Here is a 16,418-nt window from a genome sequence, read left to right on the forward strand (position 1 = left end):
GGCGGCCGTGATCCGGAAGAGCGCTACCTGATGAACGTCCCCGCCTGTCCCGCGAGGTCCAGGAAGTACTGCGGCGCGACGCCCAGCCCGATGGTGACGACCACGCCCACCGCGATGGCCGCCGACGTCAGCGCGCTCGGCACCGCCACCGTCGGCCCCTCCGGCGTCGGCTCGCTGAAGAACATCAGCACGATCACCCGGATGTAGAAGAACGCCGCGATCGCCGAGGACAGCACGCCGACGACGACCAGCGCGCCCGCGCCGCCCTCCGCCGCCGCCTTGAAGACCGCGAACTTCCCCGCGAAGCCGCTGGTCAGCGGGATGCCCGCGAAGGCCAGCAGGAAGACCGCGAAGACCGCCGCGACCAGCGGCGAACGCCGCCCCAGCCCGGCCCACTTGGCCAGCGCCGTCGCCTCGCCGCCCGCGTCCCGCACCAGGGTGACGACCGCGAAGGCCCCGAGCGTCACGAAGGAGTACGCGGCCAGGTAGAAGAGGACGGAGGAGACGCCGTCCGGGGTGACCGCGATGACGCCCGCGAGGATGAAGCCCGCGTGCGCGATGGACGAGTACGCCAGCAGCCGCTTCACGTCGGTCTGGGTGACCGCGACGATCGCGCCGATCAGCATCGTGACGATCGCGACGCCCCACATCACCGGCCGCCAGTCCCAGCGCAGCCCCGGCAGCACCACATACAGCAGCCGCAGCAGCGCGCCGAAGCCCGCGACCTTGGTGGCCGCCGCCATGAACCCGGTGACCGGCGTGGGCGCGCCCTGGTACACGTCCGGGGTCCACATATGGAACGGCACCGCGCCCACCTTGAACAGCAGCCCCATCAGCACCATCGCGCCGCCGATCAGCAGCAGCGCGTCATTGCCCATGGTCCCGGCCAGCGCCGGGTCCACCGTCTTGACCGTGCCGTCGACGACGTCGGCGATCCCGGAGTACGTGACCGTGCCCGCGTACCCGTACAGCAGCGCCACCCCGAAGAGCAGGAACGCCGACGAGAACGCGCCCAGCAGGAAGTACTTGACGGCCGACTCCTGCGAGAGCAGCCGCTGCCGGCGGGCCAGCGCGCACAGCACGTACAGCGGGAGGGAGAAGACCTCCAGCGCGATGAAGAGCGTCAGCAGGTCGTTGGCGGCGGGGAAGACGAGCATGCCCGCCACCGCGAAGAGCACGATCGGGAAGACCTCGGTGGTGGTGAACCCGGCCTTCACGGCCGCCTGCTCGGACTCGCTGCCCGGCACGGACGCGGCCTGCGCGGCGAAGGAGTCCACCCGGTTGCCGTGCGCCGCCGGGTCGAGCCGCCGCTCGGCGAAGGTGAAGACGGCGACCAGCGAGACCAGCAGGATCGTGCCCTGGAGGAAGAGCGCGGGGCCGTCGACGGCGATGGCGCCCATCGCCGCGATATGCGCCTTGTCGGTGCCGTATCCCCCGGCGGCGAGGCCGATGACGGCGGCGAAGGCCGCCGCCAACCCCACGACAGTGAGCATGAGTTGGGCGTAGTAGCGGCTGCGGCGCGGCAGGAACGCCTCGACCAGCACGCCCAGCACCGCCGCGCCCAGCACGATCAGCGTCGGCGACAGCTGCCCGTACTCGATATGGGGCGCGGGGATCTTGTCCTCCACGCCGGCCGCCATTGTCCACAGGGTGTGGACAGTTGCCACGTCAGTCACTTCGCGGCCTCCGCCTCTTCATGGGACGCGTCCTTGTCGGTCGCGGCCCGGACCGGCACATCGGGCTTGGGATCGGTCTTGTCCACCTGGCTCATCGTGTGCTTCACCGCCGGGTTCACGATCTCGGTGAGCGGCTTCGGATAGACCCCGAGGAAGACCAGCAGCGCGATCAGCGGCACGACGACGACCAGTTCACGGACCTTGAGGTCCGGCATGGCCCGCACCTCGGCCTTCACCGGCCCCGTCATCGTGCGCTGATAGAGCACCAGGACGTACAGCGCGGCGAGCACGATGCCGACCGTCGCGATGATCCCGAGCGCCGGATACCGGCTGAACGTGCCGACCAGGACCAGGAATTCGCTGACGAACGGCGCCAGCCCCGGCAGCGACAGGGTGGCGAGCCCGCCGATCAGGAAGGTGCCGGCGAGCACCGGGGCGACCTTCTGCACCCCGCCGTAGTCGGCGATGAGCCGCGACCCGCGCCGCGAGATCAGGAACCCGGCCACCAGCATCAGCGCCGCCGTGGAGATGCCGTGGTTGACCATGTAGAGCGTCGCGCCGCTCTGGCCCTGGGTGGTCATCGCGAAGATGCCCAGGATGATGAAGCCGAAGTGCGAGATCGAGGCGTACGCGACCAGCCGCTTGATGTCCCGCTGGGCGACGGCGAGCAGCGCCCCGTACAGGATGCTGACCACCGCCAGCACCATGATCACCGGGGTCGCCCACTTCGACGCCTCCGGGAAGAGCTGGATGCAGAAGCGGAGCATCGCGAACGTGCCGACCTTGTCGACGACCGCGGTGATCAGCACGGCGACGGGCGCGGTGGACTCGCCCATCGCGTTCGGCAGCCAGGTGTGCAGCGGCCACAGCGGGGCCTTCACCGCGAAGGCGAAGAAGAACCCCAGGAACAGCAGGCGCTCCGTGCTCGCCGCCATGTCCAGCTTGCCGGCCGCCCGCGCCTGGATGATCTCCTGGAGGGAGAACGTGCCGTCGCCCGTCTGGTGCGCGGTGACCACATACAGCCCGATCACCGCGGCCAGCATGATCAACCCGCCGGCCAGGTTGTAGAGCAGGAACTTCACCGCGGCGTTCGATCGCTGGGCGGCCGTCCGCTCCTCCCCGTGCTCCCCGGCCCGGTCGCCGAAGCCGCCGATGAGGAAGTACATCGGGATCAGCATGGCTTCGAAGAAGATGTAGAACAGGAAGACGTCGGTGGCCTCGAAGGAGATCACCACCATCGCCTCGACCATCAGGATCAGCGCGAAGAACCCCTGGGTCGGCCGCCAGCGGCGGTTGGGCCGCTCCTCCTCCAGAGGGTCGGCGTCATGCCACCCCGCCAGGATCACGAAGGGGATCAGCAGGGCGGTCAGCGCGATGAGCACCACCGCGATGCCGTCCACGCCGAGTTCGTACCGCACCCCGAAGTCCTTGATCCAGGCGTGCGACTCGGTGAGCTGGAACGGGCCGGACGCGTCGGGGTCGAAGCGCACCAGCTGGACGGCGGCGAGCGCCAGCGTCACGAGCGAGAAGAGCAGGGCGAGCCACTTGGCGACCGTGCGCTGCGCGGCCGGGACCGCGGCGGTCGCCACCGCGCCGAGCGCGGGCACCGCGGCCGTGACTGTCAGCAGAGGAAATGACATCGATCAGACCGCCCTCATCAGCAGGGTCGCGGCGATGAGGACCGCCGCGCCGCCGAACATCGAGACCGCGTACGAGCGGGCGTAGCCGTTCTGGAACCTGCGCAGCCGCCCGGAGAGGCCGCCGACCGAGGCCGCCGTGCCGTTCACCGCCCCGTCGACCACGGAGTCGTCGATGCGGACGAGGCCGCGGGTCAGCTGCTCGCCGCCCCGGACGAGCACGACGTGGTTGAAGTCGTCCTGGAGCAGGTCGCGCCGGGCCGCCCGGGTCAGCAGCGAGCCGCGCGGCGCGACGGCGGGCACCGGCCGGCGCCCGTACTGGGACCAGGCGATCGCGACGCCGACGACCAGCACGACCATCGTGGAGATGGTGACGGTCAGGGCGCTGACGGGCGAGTGCCCCTCGGCGTGCCCGGTGACCGGCTCCAGCCACTTCAGGAAGGTGTCGTTGATGCTGAAGACCGCGCCGGCGCCGAGCGAGCCGAGGGCGAGGATGATCATCGGGATGGTCATCGTCTTGGGCGACTCGTGCGGGTGCGGTTCGTTGCCGTCCGCGTCGGGGACCCAGCGCTTCTCGCCGAAGAACGTCATCAGCATCACGCGCGTCATGTAGTACGCGGTGATGGCCGCGCCCAGCAGCGCCGCGCCGCCCAGGATCCACCCCTCGGTCCCGCCCTTGGCGAACGCCGCCTCGATGATCTTGTCCTTGGAGAAGAAGCCGGACAGCCCGGGGAAGCCGATGATCGCCAGATAGCCGAGCCCGAAGGTGACGAAGGTGACCGGCATGTACTTCCGCAGGCCGCCGTACTTCCTCATGTCCACCTCGTCGTTCATGCCGTGCATGACCGAACCGGCCCCGAGGAAGAGCCCGGCCTTGAAGAAGCCGTGCGTCACCAGGTGCATGATCGCGAAGACGTAGCCGATCGGGCCGAGCCCGGCGGCCAGGATCATGTAGCCGATCTGCGACATCGTCGACCCGGCCAGGGCCTTCTTGATGTCGTCCTTCGCGCAACCGACGATGGCGCCGAAGAGCAGCGTCACCGCGCCGACCGTGACCACGGCCGTCTGCGCGTCCGGCGCGGCGTTGAAGATCGCGCCGGACCGGGTGATCAGATACACGCCGGCCGTCACCATCGTCGCCGCGTGGATCAGGGCCGATACCGGGGTCGGGCCCTCCATCGCGTCGCCGAGCCAGCTCTGCAGCGGCACCTGCGCGGACTTGCCGCACGCGGCGAGCAGCAGCATCAGCCCGATCGCCGTCAGCTTGCCCTGGCTCGCGTCCCCGGCCGTGGCGAGCACCGGCCCGAACGCGAACGTCCCGAACGTCGTGAACATCAGCATGATCGCGATCGACAGCCCCATGTCGCCGACGCGGTTGACGATGAACGCCTTCTTCGCGGCCGTGGCGGCGCTGGGCCTGTCCTGCCAGAACCCGATCAGGAGGTACGAGGCGAGGCCCACGCCCTCCCAGCCCACGTACAGCAGCAGGTAGTTGTCGGCGATCACCAGCAGCACCATCGCCGCCAGGAACAGGTTCAGATATCCGAAGAAGCGCCGCCGCCGCTCGTCGTGCTCCATATAGCCGACCGAGTAGAGGTGGATCAGCGTGCCGACACCCGTGATCAGCAGGACGAAGGTCATCGACAGCTGGTCGAGCTGGAAGGCCACGTCGGCGCGGAAGGCGCCGACCGGCACCCAGCTGAACAGGTGCGAGTGCAGGGCGCGGTGCTCCCCGCTCCTGCCGAGCATGTCGGCGAAGAGCACCGCGCCGATGACGAAGGACGCCGCGGCGAGGAGCGTGCCGAGCCAGTGCCCGACACGGTCCAGCCGCTTGCCGCCGCACAACAGCACGGCGGCGCCCAGCAGCGGGGCCGCGACGAGCAATCCGATGAGGTTCTCCACGTCAGCGTCCCCTTACAGCTTCAGCAGGCTGGCGTCGTCGACCGAGGCCGAGTGGCGGGAGCGGAAGATCGTCACGATGATGGCGAGGCCCACCACGACCTCGGCAGCGGCCACGACCATCGTGAAGAAGGCGATGATCTGGCCGTCGAGATTGCCGTGCAGCCGGGAGAAGGCGACGAACGCCAGGTTGCAGGCGTTCAGCATCAGCTCGACGCACATGAAGACGACGATCGCGTTCCGCCGGATCAGGACTCCGGCGGCGCCGATGGTGAACAACAGGGCGGCCAGATAGAGGTAGTTGACGGGGTTCATTTCTTGGCCTCCTCCTCGGTGCGCTCCAGCCAGTCCTGCGAGCGCTGCTCCAGCGCCTTCAGCTCGCCGAGCGCCTCGCCCGAGACGTCCCGGATCTGGCCGCGGGCCCGCAGCGTCGGGTTGACGGTCAGCTCGGACGGCGTGCCGTCGGGCAGCAGCCCCGGGATGTCCACCGCGTTGTGCCGGGCGTAGACGCCGGGGGCGGGCAGCGGCGGGAGCTGCTTGCCGCCGCGCACCCGCGCCTCGGCCAGCTCGCGCTGGGTGGCCGCCCGCTCGGTGCGCTCGCGGTGCGTGAGCACCATCGCGCCGACCGCCGCGGTGATCAGCAGCGCGCCGGTGATCTCGAAGGCGAAGACGTACTTGGTGAAGATGAGGGCCGCCAGCCCCTGTACGTTGCCGCCGGAGTTGGCCTTGCCGAGCCCGTTGAAGTGCTTCAGGGAGGCGTTGCCGATGCCCGCGATGAGCAGGATGCCGAAGCCGAGGCCGCAGGCCGCCGCGAGCCACCGCTGGCCCTTGATCGTCTCCTTCAGGGAGTCGGCCGCGGTGACGCCGACCAGCATGACGACGAAGAGGAAGAGCATCATGATCGCGCCGGTGTAGACGACGACCTGGACGATGCCGAGGAAGTACGCGCCGTTGGCGAGGTAGAAGACCGCCAGGATGATCATCGTGCCCGCCAGGCACAGCGCGCTGTGGACGGCCCTGCGCAGCAGGATCGTGCCCAGCGCGCCGAGCACGGCGACCGTGCCGAGCACCCAGAACTGGACCGCCTCGCCCGTGGAGGTCGCGGACGCGGCGGCGGCGAGCTGGCTCATGCCCGCACCTCCTCGTCCGCCGCGGCGTCCGCCGGCCCCGAAGTGCCCGCCGGTTCGGCCGACTCGCCCTTGGAGAGCGCCACTTGGCGCACGGTGCCGGGCGCGGCCTCCGTGACCAGCCCCCGGTAGTAGTCCTGCTCGTCCGTGCCCGGGAAGATCGAGTGCGGCGAGTCGACCATGCCCTCCTCCAGGCCCGCGAGCAGCTCCTCCTTGGTGTAGATCAGCGATGTGCGGCTGGTGTTGGCCAGCTCGTACTCATTGGTCATGGTCAGCGCCCGCGTCGGGCACGCCTCGACGCACAGCCCGCACAGGATGCAGCGCAGGTAGTTGATCTGGTAGACGCGGCCGTACCGCTCGCCCGGGGAGTACCGCTCCTCCTCGGTGTTCTCCGCGCCCTCCACATAGATGGCGTCGGCCGGGCAGGCCCACGCGCACAGCTCGCAGCCGATGCACTTCTCCAGCCCGTCCGGGTGCCGGTTGAGCTGGTGACGGCCGTGGAAGCGGGGGGCCGTGGGCTTCTTCTGCTCGGGGTACTGCTCGGTGAGCCGCTTCTTGAACATGGCCTTGAAGGTCACGCCGAAGCCGGCCACGGGGTTCTGGAACTCAGACACCACCAGCCTCCTTTCCGTCACTGTCAGTATCGACCCCACCACTGACAATCAGCTCGCGCTCGCGGCGCGGCCGTCGCCGGGGCACGGGCGGCAGGCTCTGTCCGGGCAGCGGCGGCACGGGGAATCCGCCCGCCATCGGGTCGAAGGCGGGCTCTGCGGCCTCCTCCTTCGCGCCGCGCCGGTCCCGGAAGATGTCGGCGACGAACGACAGCAGCAGGATCACCAGGACCGCGCCGCCGACGTAGAGCACCACGTCCTGGAAGCCGTAGTTCTCGTTGCGCAGCGCCCGTACGGTCGCGACCAGCATCAGCCAGACCATCGAGACCGGGATGAGGACCTTCCAGCCCAGCTTCATGAACTGGTCGTAGCGCAGCCGCGGCAGCGTGCCGCGCAGCCAGATGAAGAAGAAGAGCAGCAGCTGGAGCTTGATGACGAACCAGAGCATCGGCCACCAGCCGTGGTTCGCGCCCTCCCAGAACGCCGAGATCGGGTACGGGGCCCGCCAGCCGCCCAGGAAGAGGGTGACCGCGACCGCCGAGACCGTGACCATGTTGACGTACTCGGCCAGCATGAACATCGCGAACTTGATGGACGAGTACTCGGTGTTGAAGCCGCCGACCAGGTCGCCCTCGGACTCCGGCAGGTCGAACGGCGCCCGGTTGGTCTCGCCGACCATCGCCACGATGTAGATGAGGAAGGAGACCGGCAGCAGCAGCGCGAACCACCGGTCGTGCTGCGACTCGACGATCGAGGACGTCGACATCGACCCCGAGTAGAGGAAGACGGCGGCGAAGGAGACGCCCATCGCGATCTCGTACGAGATCATCTGCGCGCACGAGCGCAACCCGCCGAGCAGCGGATACGTCGACCCGGACGACCAGCCCGCCAGCACGATGCCGTAGATGCCGACGGAGGCGGTGGCGAGGATGTAGAGGACGCCGATCGGCAGGTCGGTAAGTTGCATCGTGGTGCGCTGGCCGAAGATCGAGACCTCGTTGCCGGACGGGCCGAACGGGATCACCGCGATCGCCATGAAGGCCGGCACGGCCGCGACGATCGGCGCGAGGATGTACACCGCCTTGTCCGCGCGCTTGACGACCACGTCCTCCTTCAGCATCAGCTTGATGCCGTCGGCGAGGGACTGGAGCATCCCCCAGGGGCCGTGCCGGTTGGGGCCGATGCGCAGCTGCATCCACGCGACGACCTTGCGCTCCCAGACGATCGAGAAGAGCACGGTGAGCATCACGAAGGCGAAGCAGAAGACCGCCTTGACGACGACGAGCCACCATGTGTCGCGGCCGAACACGGAGAGGTTCTCCGCGGCGAGCGAGCCGGCGAGGGAGTTCATGCCGTCACCTCCGCTTCAGGGGCGTCCGGCGCGGGCGCGCCGACCTTCACCAACTGGCCGGGCACCGCGCCCAGATCCGCGTGGACGCCGCCGCCCACGGAGTTCAGCGGCAGCCATACGACCCGGTCCGGCATGTCCGTGACGCGCAGCGGCAGCCGCACCGACCCGGCCGGGCCGGACACCGCCAGCTCCGCGCCGTCCGCGACCCCCGCCTCCGCGGCGGTGGCCGCCGACAGCAGCGCCACGGCCGCGTGCCGGGTGCCGGCCAGCGCCTCGTCGCCGTCCTGGAGCCGCCCCTGGTCGAGCAGCAGCCGGTGACCGGCGAGCACCGCCTCGCCGGGCTCCGGCCGGGGCAGCGGCCGGGCCGCCTCCTGCGGCTCCGCCGCGTGCGCCCCCTCCCACGGCCCGAGCCGGTCCAGCTCGGCCCGTACGGCCCGTACGTCCGGCAGCGCGAAGTGCACGTCCATGGCGTCGGCCAGCATGTGCAGCACCCGCGCGTCCGGCAGCAGATGACGGCGCGCCATCTGGTCGGGTTTGAGCGCGGCTTCGAAGGGGCGGGCCCGGCCTTCCCAGTCGAGGAACGTCCCGGACTTCTCGGGCGCCGCCGCGACGGGCAGCACCACGTCCGCCCGCTCGGTCACCGCCGAGGGCCGCTGCTCCAGGCTCACCAGGAACCCGATCTCCTCCAGCGCCCGTTCGGCCCGCGCCGGGTCGGGCAGGTCGCGCACCTCGACCCCGGCGACGAGCAGCGCGCCCAGCTCGCCGGTGGCCGCGGCCGCGGCTTCGATGATCTGCCCCGTGTCGCGCCCCGGGCTGCGCGGCAGTTGCGCCACGCCCCACACGGCGGCGGTCTCCTCGCGGGCCCGCGGGTCGGTGGCCGGCCGCCCGCCGGGCAGCAGCCCCGGCAGCGCGCCCGCCTCGACGGCTCCCCGCTCCCCGGCCCGGCGCGGAATCCACACCAGGTGCGCGCCGGTCGCGGCGGCGGTCCGTACGGCCGCGGTGAGCGCGCCCGGCACCGCGGCCAGCCGCTCGCCGACGATGATCACCGCGTCGTCGGCGCGCAGCGCGTCGTACGCCTCCCGGCCGCCGCCGCTCACCTCCGTGCCGGACGTCAGCGCGTTCAGCCACTCCGTCTCGGTGCCGGGCGCGGCCGGCAGCAGCGTGCCGCCCGCCTTCAGAAGCCCCCGGCTCGCGTGGGTGGCCAGCGCGAACGTCCGCTGGCCGCGGTTGCGGTGCGCCTTGCGCAGCCGCAGGAAGACGCCGGGCGCCTCCTCCTCGGCCTCGAACCCGGCGAGCAGCACCGCCGGCGCCTTCTCCAGCGCCGCGTAGTCGATGCCGCTGCCGTCCAGGTCGCGGCCGCGCCCCGCGACCCGCGCCGCGAGGAAGTCGGCCTCCTCCGCGCTGTGCACGCGGGCCCGGAAGTCGATGTCGTTGGTGTCCAGGGCGACGCGCGCGAACTTGGCGTAGGCGTACGCGTCCTCGACGGTCAGCCGGCCGCCGGTCAGCACGCCCGTACGGCCGCGGGCCGCCGCCAGTCCGCGGGCCGCGGCCTCCAGTGCCTCGGGCCAGCTCGCCGCCTTCAGCTCACCGCTGTCGGCGTCCCGTACGAGCGGGGTGGTGAGCCGGTCCGGCCGCTGCGCGTAGCGGAAGCCGAACCGCCCCTTGTCGCAGATCCACTCCTCGTTGACCTCGGGGTCGTCCGCCGCGAGCCGCCGCATGACCTTGCCGCGCCGGTGGTCGGTGCGGGTCGCGCAGCCGCCCGCGCAGTGCTCGCACACGGTCGGCGAGGAGACCAGGTCGAAGGGGCGGGAGCGGAATCGGTACGCCGCCGAGGTGAGCGCGCCCACCGGGCAGATCTGGATGGTGTTGCCGGAGAAGTACGACTCGAAGGGGTCGCCCTCGCCCGTGCCGACCTGCTGGAGCGCGCCGCGCTCGATCAGCTCGATCATCGGGTCGCCCGCGATCTGGTTCGAGAAGCGGGTGCAGCGTGCGCACAGCACGCACCGCTCGCGGTCCAGCAGCACCTGCGCGGAGATCGGCACGGGCTTCGCGTAGGTCCGCTTCTGCCCCTCGAACCGCGAGTCGGGGTCGCCGACCTGCATGGCCTGGTTCTGCAGCGGGCACTCGCCGCCCTTGTCGCAGACCGGGCAGTCCAGCGGGTGGTTGATGAGCAGCAGCTCCATCACGCCGCGCTGGGCCTTCTCGGCGACGGGCGAGGTGAGCTGCGACTTGACGACCATGCCGTCGGTGCAGGTGATGGTGCAGGACGCCATCGGCTTGCGCTGGCCCTCGACCTCGACGATGCACTGCCGGCAGGCGCCGGCCGGGTCGAGGAGCGGGTGGTCGCAGAACCGCGGGATCTCGATGCCGAGCAGTTCGGCGGCCCGGATGACCAGCGTGCCCTTGGGCACGGAGATCTCGATGCCGTCGATGGTCAGCGAGACGAGGTCTTCGGGCGGCACCGCCGCCGCTCCACCACCGCCGGGGCCGGTAGTTGTGACGGTCACGCGTTCACCCCCAGGTGAGCGTTCTTCGGGCCGTCGGCCCATACGGTCGACTTGGCCGGGTCGAAGGGGCAGCCCCGCCCGGTGATGTGCTGCTCGTACTCCGCGCGGAAGTACTTGAGCGAGGAGAAGATCGGGGCCGCCGCGCCGTCCCCGAGCGCGCAGAACGACTTGCCGTTGATGTTGTCGGCGATGTCGTTCAGCTTCTCCAGGTCGGCCATCCGCCCCTTGCCCGCCTCGATGTCGCGGAGCAACTGGACGAGCCAGTACGTGCCTTCGCGGCAGGGGGTGCACTTGCCGCAGGACTCGTGCGCGTAGAACTCGGTCCAGCGGGTGACGGCCCGCACCACGCAGGTCGTCTCGTCGAAGCACTGGAGCGCCTTCGTGCCGAGCATCGAGCCGGCCGCGCCCACGCCCTCGTAGTCGAGGGGCACGTCGAGGTGCTCGTCGGTGAACATCGGCGTGGAGGAGCCGCCCGGCGTCCAGAACTTGAGCCGGTGGCCGGGGCGCATGCCGCCGCTCATCTCCAGGAGCTGGCGCAGCGTGATGCCGAGCGGGGCCTCGTACTGGCCGGGGCCCGCGACATGGCCGCTCAGCGAGTACAGCGTGAAGCCCGGGGACTTCTCGCTGCCCATCGAGCGGAACCAGTCCTTGCCCTTGTTCATGATGGCGGGAACCGAGGCGATGGACTCGACGTTGTTCACCACAGTGGGGCACGCGTACAGGCCCGCGACGGCGGGGAAGGGGGGCCGCAGCCGGGGCTGGCCGCGGCGCCCTTCGAGCGAGTCGAGCAGCGCGGTCTCCTCGCCGCAGATGTACGCGCCGGCCCCCGCGTGCACGGTGATGTCGAGGTCGAGGCCGCTGCCGAGGATGTCCGTGCCGAGGTAGCCCGCCGCGTACGCCTCGCGCACGGCCTCGTGCAGCCGGCGCAGCACGGGGACGGCCTCGCCGCGCAGATAGATGAAGGCGTGGCTGGAGCGGATCGCGTGACAGGCGATCAGCATGCCCTCGATGAGCGCGTGCGGATTGGCGAAGAGGAGGGGGATGTCCTTGCAGGTGCCGGGCTCGGACTCGTCGGCGTTGACGACGAGGTAGTGCGGCTTGCCGTCGCCCTGCGGGATGAACTGCCACTTCATGCCGGTGGGGAAGCCCGCGCCGCCGCGGCCGCGCAGCCCCGAGTCCTTGACGTACGCGATGACGTCGTCCGGGGCCATCGCGAGGGCCTTGCGCGCGCCCTCGTACCCCTCGTGCCGGTGGTAGGTCTCCAGCGTCCAGGAACCGGGCTGGTCCCAGAAGGCGGACAGCACAGGCGCCAGCACCTTCTCGGGACTGGTCTCGTCGACTTCTGCTGCCAAGGTCATCACTCCCCCTCCTCGGCGACCGGTCCGGCCGGGTTGCTGGGGTCGGAGGCCGAGGTCTGCTGCGGCGCGTCATGCGAACTCGGGTGGGTCGCGGGCGCCTCGTCGGTGGTGGGACGGCCGCCGGCCGCGGGCCGGGCGGCGGCGCGCGGGGCCACGACGCGGCCGGGCGCGCTCTCGCCCTTGGCCAGCCGCAGCCCGGCGAGCGAGGCCGGCCCGGCCCCGCCGGTGGCCTCGACGGCGCCGGGGCGCTCGTCGGGGAACCCCGCGAGGATGCGGGCCGTCTCCTTATATGTGCACAGGGGCGCGCCGCGCGTCGGCTCCACGGCGCGGCCGGCCCGCAGGTCGTCGACGAGGGCGGTGGCGCTCTCGACGGTCTGGTTGTCGAAGAACTCCCAGTTGACCATCACGACGGGCGCGAAGTCGCAGGCCGCGTTGCACTCGATGTGTTCGAGGGTGACCTTGCCGTCGGGCGTCGTCTCGCTGTTGCCGACGCCGAGGTGCTCCTTGAGCGCGTCGAAGATCGCGTCGCCGCCCATGACCGCGCACAGGGTGTTGGTGCAGACCCCGACCTGGTAGTCGCCGGAGGGTTTGCGCCGGTACATGGTGTAGAAGGTGGCCACGGCGGTTACCTCGGCGGTGGTCAGGCCGAGCTGTTCGGCGCAGAACCGGACGCCGGTGCGGGTGACGTGCCCCTCCTCGGACTGCACGAGGTGGAGCAGCGGCAGCAGCGCGGAGCGCGAATCGGGGTAGCGGGAGATCACCTCCCGCGCGTCCGCGTCGAGCCGCTCCCGTACGTCGGCGGGGTAGTCGGGCGCGGGGAGCTGAGGCATCCCCAGCTGGACGTCGCTCACCGGTCGACGCCTCCCATCACGGGGTCGATGGACGCGACGGCGACGATGACGTCGGCGACCTGGCCGCCCTCGCACATCGCCGCCATGGCCTGGAGGTTGGTGAAGGACGGGTCGCGGAAGTGGACCCGGTAGGGGCGGGTGCCCCCGTCGCTGACGAGGTGCACGCCGAGTTCGCCCTTGGGCGACTCCACGGCCGCGTACGCCTGGCCGGGCGGGACCCGGAACCCCTCGGTCACCAGCTTGAAGTGGTGGATCAGGGCCTCCATCGAGGTGCCCATGATCTTCTTGATGTGGTCGAGGGAGTTGCCGAGGCCGTCCGGGCCGAGCGCCAGCTGCGCGGGCCAGGCGATCTTCTTGTCGGCGACCATGACCGGGCCGGGCTCCAGCCGGTCGAGGCACTGCTCGACGATGCGCAGCGACTGCCGCATCTCCTCCAGCCGGATCAGGAAGCGGCCGTAGCTGTCGCAGGTCTCGGCGGTGGGGATGTCGAAGTCGTAGTTCTCGTAGCCGCAGTAGGGCTGCGCCTTGCGCAGGTCGTGCGGGAGTCCGGCGGAGCGCAGCACCGGGCCGGTCGCGCCGAGCGCCATGCAGCCGGACAGGTCCAGATAGCCGACGTCCTGCATGCGGCCCTTGAAGATCGGGTTGCCGGTGGCGAGCTTGTCGTACTCGGGCAGGTTCTTGCGCATCTTCTTCACGTACGCGCGGACCTGGTCGACGGCGCCGGGCGGCAGGTCCTGGGCGAGCCCGCCGGGGCGTACGTACGCGTGGTTCATCCGGAGCCCGGTGATCAGCTCGTACAGGTCCAGGACCAGCTCGCGGTCGCGGAAGCCGTAGATCATGATCGTGGTGGCGCCGAGCTCCATGCCGCCGGTGGCGATGGCCACCAGGTGCGAGGAGATGCGGTTCAGCTCCATCAGCATCACGCGGATGACGGAGGCGCGGTCCGGGATGTGCTCCTCGATGCCGAGCAGCTTCTCGACGCCCAGGCAGTACGCCGTCTCGTTGAAGAACGGCGTCAGGTAGTCCATGCGCGTCACGAACGTGGTGCCCTGGGTCCACGTCCGGAATTCGAGGTTCTTCTCGATCCCCGTGTGCAGATAGCCGATGCCGCAGCGGGCCTCGGTGACCGTCTCGCCGTCGATCTCCAGGATCAGCCGGAGCACGCCGTGGGTGGACGGGTGCTGGGGGCCCATGTTGACGATGATCCGCTCGTCGTCGGCCCGCTTGGCGGCCTCGGCGATCTCGTCCCAGTCGCCGCCGGTGACGGTGTAGACGGTGCCTTCGGTGGTCTCGCGCGCGGCGCTCGCGTGGGAGGCGCTCGCATTCGACGTGCTCATCAGGTGTACGACCTCCGCTGGTCCGGAGCCGGGATCTGGGCGCCCTTGTACTCGACGGGGATGCCGCCGAGCGGGTAGTCCTTGCGCTGCGGGAAGCCCTGCCAGTCGTCCGGCATCATGATTCGGGTGAGCGCCGGGTGGCCGTCGAAGACCAGGCCGAAGAAGTCGTACGTCTCGCGCTCGTGCCAGTCGTTGGTCGGATAGACGTCCACGAGGGAGGGCACGCGGGGGTCGCTGTCGGGCGCGGAGACCTCCAGCCGGATCAGCCGGTTGTGGGTGATCGAGCGCAGGTGGTAGACCGCGTGCAGCTCGCGCCCCTTGTCCTCCAGGAAGTGCACGCCGCTGACGCCGGTGCACAGCTCGAAGCGGAGCGCCGGGTCGTCGCGGAGCGTGCGGGCGACGCGCGGCAGGTGCTCCCGCTCGATGTGGAAGGTCAGCTCGTCGCGGTCGACGACGGTCTTCTCGATGACGTTCTCCGGGACCAGCCCCTGTTCGTCGAGGGCCCCCTCCAGCTCGTCGGCGACCTCGTCGAACCACCCGCCGTACGGGCGCGAGGACGCGCCGGGCAGCCGTACGGTCCGTACGAGGCCGCCGTAGCCGGAGGTGTCGGAGCCGTCCGCGGCGCCGAACATGCCGCGGCGGGTGGCGATCGCCTCGCCCTGGTCGCCGCGCTGGCCGGGCAGGTTGGCGGCGTCGATGTCCCGGTCGGGGTTGACCCCGTCCGCCTGGGCGTCGCTCATCGCAGCAGCCCCTTCATCTCGATCAGCGGGAGGGCGCCGAGCGCCGCTTCCTCCGCCTCGCGGGCCGCTTCCTCGCGATTGACCCCGAGCTTCTCGTTCTGGATCTTGTGGTGCAGCTTGAGGATCGCGTCGAGGAGCATCTCGGGGCGGGGCGGGCAGCCGGGCAAATAGATATCTACCGGGACAATGTGATCAACACCCTGCACGATCGCGTAGTTGTTGAACATCCCGCCGGAGGACGCGCAGACGCCCATGGAGATGACCCACTTCGGGTTCGGCATCTGGTCGTAGACCTGCCGCAGCACCGGGGCCATCTTCTGGCTCACCCGGCCCGCCACGATCATCAGGTCCGCCTGCCGGGGCGAGCCGCGGAAGACCTCCATCCCGAAGCGGGCGAGGTCGTAGCGGCCCGCGCCGGTCGTCATCATCTCGATGGCGCAGCAGGCGAGGCCGAAGGTGGCCGGGAAGACGGACGATTTGCGGACCCAGCCCGCGGCCTGCTCGACGGTGGTGAGCAGAAATCCGCTCGGCAGCTTCTCTTCAAGTCCCATTGGTTGGCCCCTAGTCCCATTCCAGGCCGCCACGACGCCATACATAGGCGTAGGCGACGAAGACGGTCAGCACGAAGAGGAGCATCTCGACGAGCCCGAACAGCCCCAGGGAGTCGAAGGTGACCGCCCAGGGATAGAGGAAGACGATCTCGATATCGAAGACGATGAAGAGCATCGCCGTGAGGTAGTACTTGATGGGAAAGCGCCCGCCGCCGGCCGGCTGCGGGGTCGGCTCGATGCCGCACTCGTATGCCTCTAGCTTGGCGCGGTTGTAGCGCTTGGGGCCGATGATCGAGGCCATGACCACGGAGAAGATCGCGAAGCCTGCCCCGAGGGCTCCCAGTACGAGGATGGGCGCGTAAGCGTTCACCGCTCCTCGCTCCTTCCAGTCGACGATGACTGCTGGCAGACGGGACCGGGTGTGTGGACCGCCCCGCGAAATCCCCCACGCATTCCGTGCGAGTTCCACACGACCCCCAGGAAGATCGCGCGTATGTGAGGCAGTTCACAAGCCCGAGTCGCCTGCATCTTATGCCCGCCGGTCTGTGATCTGCGACACGGGGTACGACAACGCCTTTGTGATCTCCACCACCTGACGAAGGATCATGAAGTCGGATGAGCGGTGATCTTCATACGCGAAGCGGCAGAGTGATCACGAGAGGTGACATTCGAGGGCTGCATCGCTGGTGGGATGGGTAGTTGCACTATCAAGCGATGGCCGATGCAAGCAAATTGGCACTGGACGGGGTCAACTGCTAGTGCACGATCCCCCG

14 protein-coding genes are annotated in these 16,418 nt (G+C 70.2%); all 14 read right to left on the reverse strand.

All coding sequences use genetic code 11. From position 1 onward, the window contains the following. Window positions 1-23: 23 nt before the first annotated feature. The 14 genes from nuoN to AB0I49_RS06605 are packed head-to-tail and all read right to left on the reverse strand — an operon-like array spanning window position 24 to window position 16,015. Window positions 24-1,640 (reverse strand): NADH-quinone oxidoreductase subunit NuoN, encoded by a 1,617-nt coding sequence (nuoN, locus tag AB0I49_RS06540; protein ID WP_363225755.1) that lies wholly within the window; start codon window positions 1,638-1,640, stop codon window positions 24-26. A 32-nt stretch (window positions 1,641-1,672) separates the two neighbouring features. Continuing rightward, entirely contained in the window at window positions 1,673-3,316 is a 1,644-nt protein-coding gene (locus AB0I49_RS06545) for an NADH-quinone oxidoreductase subunit M (protein WP_363225693.1), read from the reverse strand. 3 nt (window positions 3,317-3,319) lie between these two features. After that, window positions 3,320-5,215, reverse strand: a complete 1,896-nt coding sequence (nuoL, locus tag AB0I49_RS06550) for an NADH-quinone oxidoreductase subunit L (protein ID WP_363225694.1) — start codon at window positions 5,213-5,215, stop codon at window positions 3,320-3,322. A gap of 12 nt (window positions 5,216-5,227) precedes the next feature. Next, window positions 5,228-5,527, reverse strand: coding sequence for an NADH-quinone oxidoreductase subunit NuoK (nuoK, locus tag AB0I49_RS06555; RefSeq protein WP_030883239.1), 300 nt, complete (start codon window positions 5,525-5,527; stop codon window positions 5,228-5,230). Further along, window positions 5,524-6,342 (reverse strand): NADH-quinone oxidoreductase subunit J, encoded by an 819-nt coding sequence (locus AB0I49_RS06560; protein ID WP_363225695.1) that lies wholly within the window; start codon window positions 6,340-6,342, stop codon window positions 5,524-5,526. The genes nuoK and AB0I49_RS06560 overlap by 4 nt, the downstream gene beginning before the upstream one ends. Further along, a complete protein-coding gene (gene nuoI / locus AB0I49_RS06565; protein ID WP_363225696.1) occupies window positions 6,339-6,953 on the reverse strand; it encodes an NADH-quinone oxidoreductase subunit NuoI in 615 nt (204 codons plus the stop codon). The genes AB0I49_RS06560 and nuoI overlap by 4 nt, the downstream gene beginning before the upstream one ends. After that, the gene (gene nuoH, locus AB0I49_RS06570; protein WP_363225697.1) at window positions 6,946-8,301 is read right to left on the reverse strand and encodes an NADH-quinone oxidoreductase subunit NuoH; all 1,356 of its coding nucleotides are present in this window, start codon (window positions 8,299-8,301) and stop codon (window positions 6,946-6,948) included. The genes nuoI and nuoH overlap by 8 nt, the downstream gene beginning before the upstream one ends. Next, window positions 8,298-10,808, reverse strand: coding sequence for an NADH-quinone oxidoreductase subunit G (locus AB0I49_RS06575; protein ID WP_363225698.1), 2,511 nt, complete (start codon window positions 10,806-10,808; stop codon window positions 8,298-8,300). Before AB0I49_RS06575 ends, nuoH begins: the two co-directional genes overlap by 4 nt. Beyond that, a complete protein-coding gene (nuoF, locus tag AB0I49_RS06580) occupies window positions 10,805-12,166 on the reverse strand; it encodes an NADH-quinone oxidoreductase subunit NuoF (protein ID WP_363225699.1) in 1,362 nt (453 codons plus the stop codon). Before nuoF ends, AB0I49_RS06575 begins: the two co-directional genes overlap by 4 nt. Then, window positions 12,166-12,996 carry an NADH-quinone oxidoreductase subunit NuoE gene (gene nuoE, locus AB0I49_RS06585; RefSeq protein ID WP_363225756.1) on the reverse strand — a complete coding sequence of 277 codons (831 nt, stop codon included), beginning with the start codon at window positions 12,994-12,996 and terminating at the stop codon, window positions 12,166-12,168. The genes nuoF and nuoE overlap by 1 nt, the downstream gene beginning before the upstream one ends. Window positions 12,997-13,013: 17 nt before the next feature. Beyond that, entirely contained in the window at window positions 13,014-14,354 is a 1,341-nt protein-coding gene (locus AB0I49_RS06590; protein ID WP_363225700.1) for an NADH-quinone oxidoreductase subunit D, read from the reverse strand. After that, window positions 14,354-15,094 (reverse strand): NADH-quinone oxidoreductase subunit C, encoded by a 741-nt coding sequence (locus AB0I49_RS06595; protein ID WP_363225701.1) that lies wholly within the window; start codon window positions 15,092-15,094, stop codon window positions 14,354-14,356. Before AB0I49_RS06595 ends, AB0I49_RS06590 begins: the two co-directional genes overlap by 1 nt. Beyond that, window positions 15,091-15,645, reverse strand: a complete 555-nt coding sequence (locus AB0I49_RS06600; RefSeq protein ID WP_363132938.1) for an NADH-quinone oxidoreductase subunit B family protein — start codon at window positions 15,643-15,645, stop codon at window positions 15,091-15,093. Before AB0I49_RS06600 ends, AB0I49_RS06595 begins: the two co-directional genes overlap by 4 nt. A gap of 10 nt (window positions 15,646-15,655) precedes the next feature. Beyond that, window positions 15,656-16,015: an NADH-quinone oxidoreductase subunit A gene (locus tag AB0I49_RS06605; RefSeq protein WP_363132937.1), complete on the reverse strand. Its 360-nt coding sequence runs from the start codon at window positions 16,013-16,015 to the stop codon at window positions 15,656-15,658. Window positions 16,016-16,418: the final 403 nt, after the last annotated feature.

It is taken from the genome of Streptomyces sp. NPDC050617, from assembly GCF_040654795.1.
Lineage (GTDB): Bacteria > Actinomycetota > Actinomycetes > Streptomycetales > Streptomycetaceae > Streptomyces.

Bases quoted from the DNA above. Each gene is read 5' to 3' on its own strand.
- AB0I49_RS06590 (WP_363225700.1), bottom strand. From the start codon at position 14,354: ATGAGCACGTCGAATGCGAGCGCCTCCCACGCGAGCGCCGCGCGCGAG.
- nuoN (WP_363225755.1), bottom strand. From the start codon at position 1,640: ATGGCGGCCGGCGTGGAGGACAAGATCCCCGCGCCCCATATCGAGTAC.
- nuoE (WP_363225756.1), bottom strand. From the start codon at position 12,996: ATGCCTCAGCTCCCCGCGCCCGACTACCCCGCCGACGTACGGGAGCGG.
- nuoH (WP_363225697.1), bottom strand. From the start codon at position 8,301: ATGAACTCCCTCGCCGGCTCGCTCGCCGCGGAGAACCTCTCCGTGTTC.
- nuoK (WP_030883239.1), bottom strand. From the start codon at position 5,527: ATGAACCCCGTCAACTACCTCTATCTGGCCGCCCTGTTGTTCACCATC.
- AB0I49_RS06560 (WP_363225695.1), bottom strand. From the start codon at position 6,342: ATGAGCCAGCTCGCCGCCGCCGCGTCCGCGACCTCCACGGGCGAGGCG.
- nuoF (WP_363225699.1), bottom strand. From the start codon at position 12,166: ATGACCTTGGCAGCAGAAGTCGACGAGACCAGTCCCGAGAAGGTGCTG.
- AB0I49_RS06600 (WP_363132938.1), bottom strand. From the start codon at position 15,645: ATGGGACTTGAAGAGAAGCTGCCGAGCGGATTTCTGCTCACCACCGTC.
- AB0I49_RS06595 (WP_363225701.1), bottom strand. From the start codon at position 15,094: ATGAGCGACGCCCAGGCGGACGGGGTCAACCCCGACCGGGACATCGAC.
- AB0I49_RS06545 (WP_363225693.1), bottom strand. From the start codon at position 3,316: ATGTCATTTCCTCTGCTGACAGTCACGGCCGCGGTGCCCGCGCTCGGC.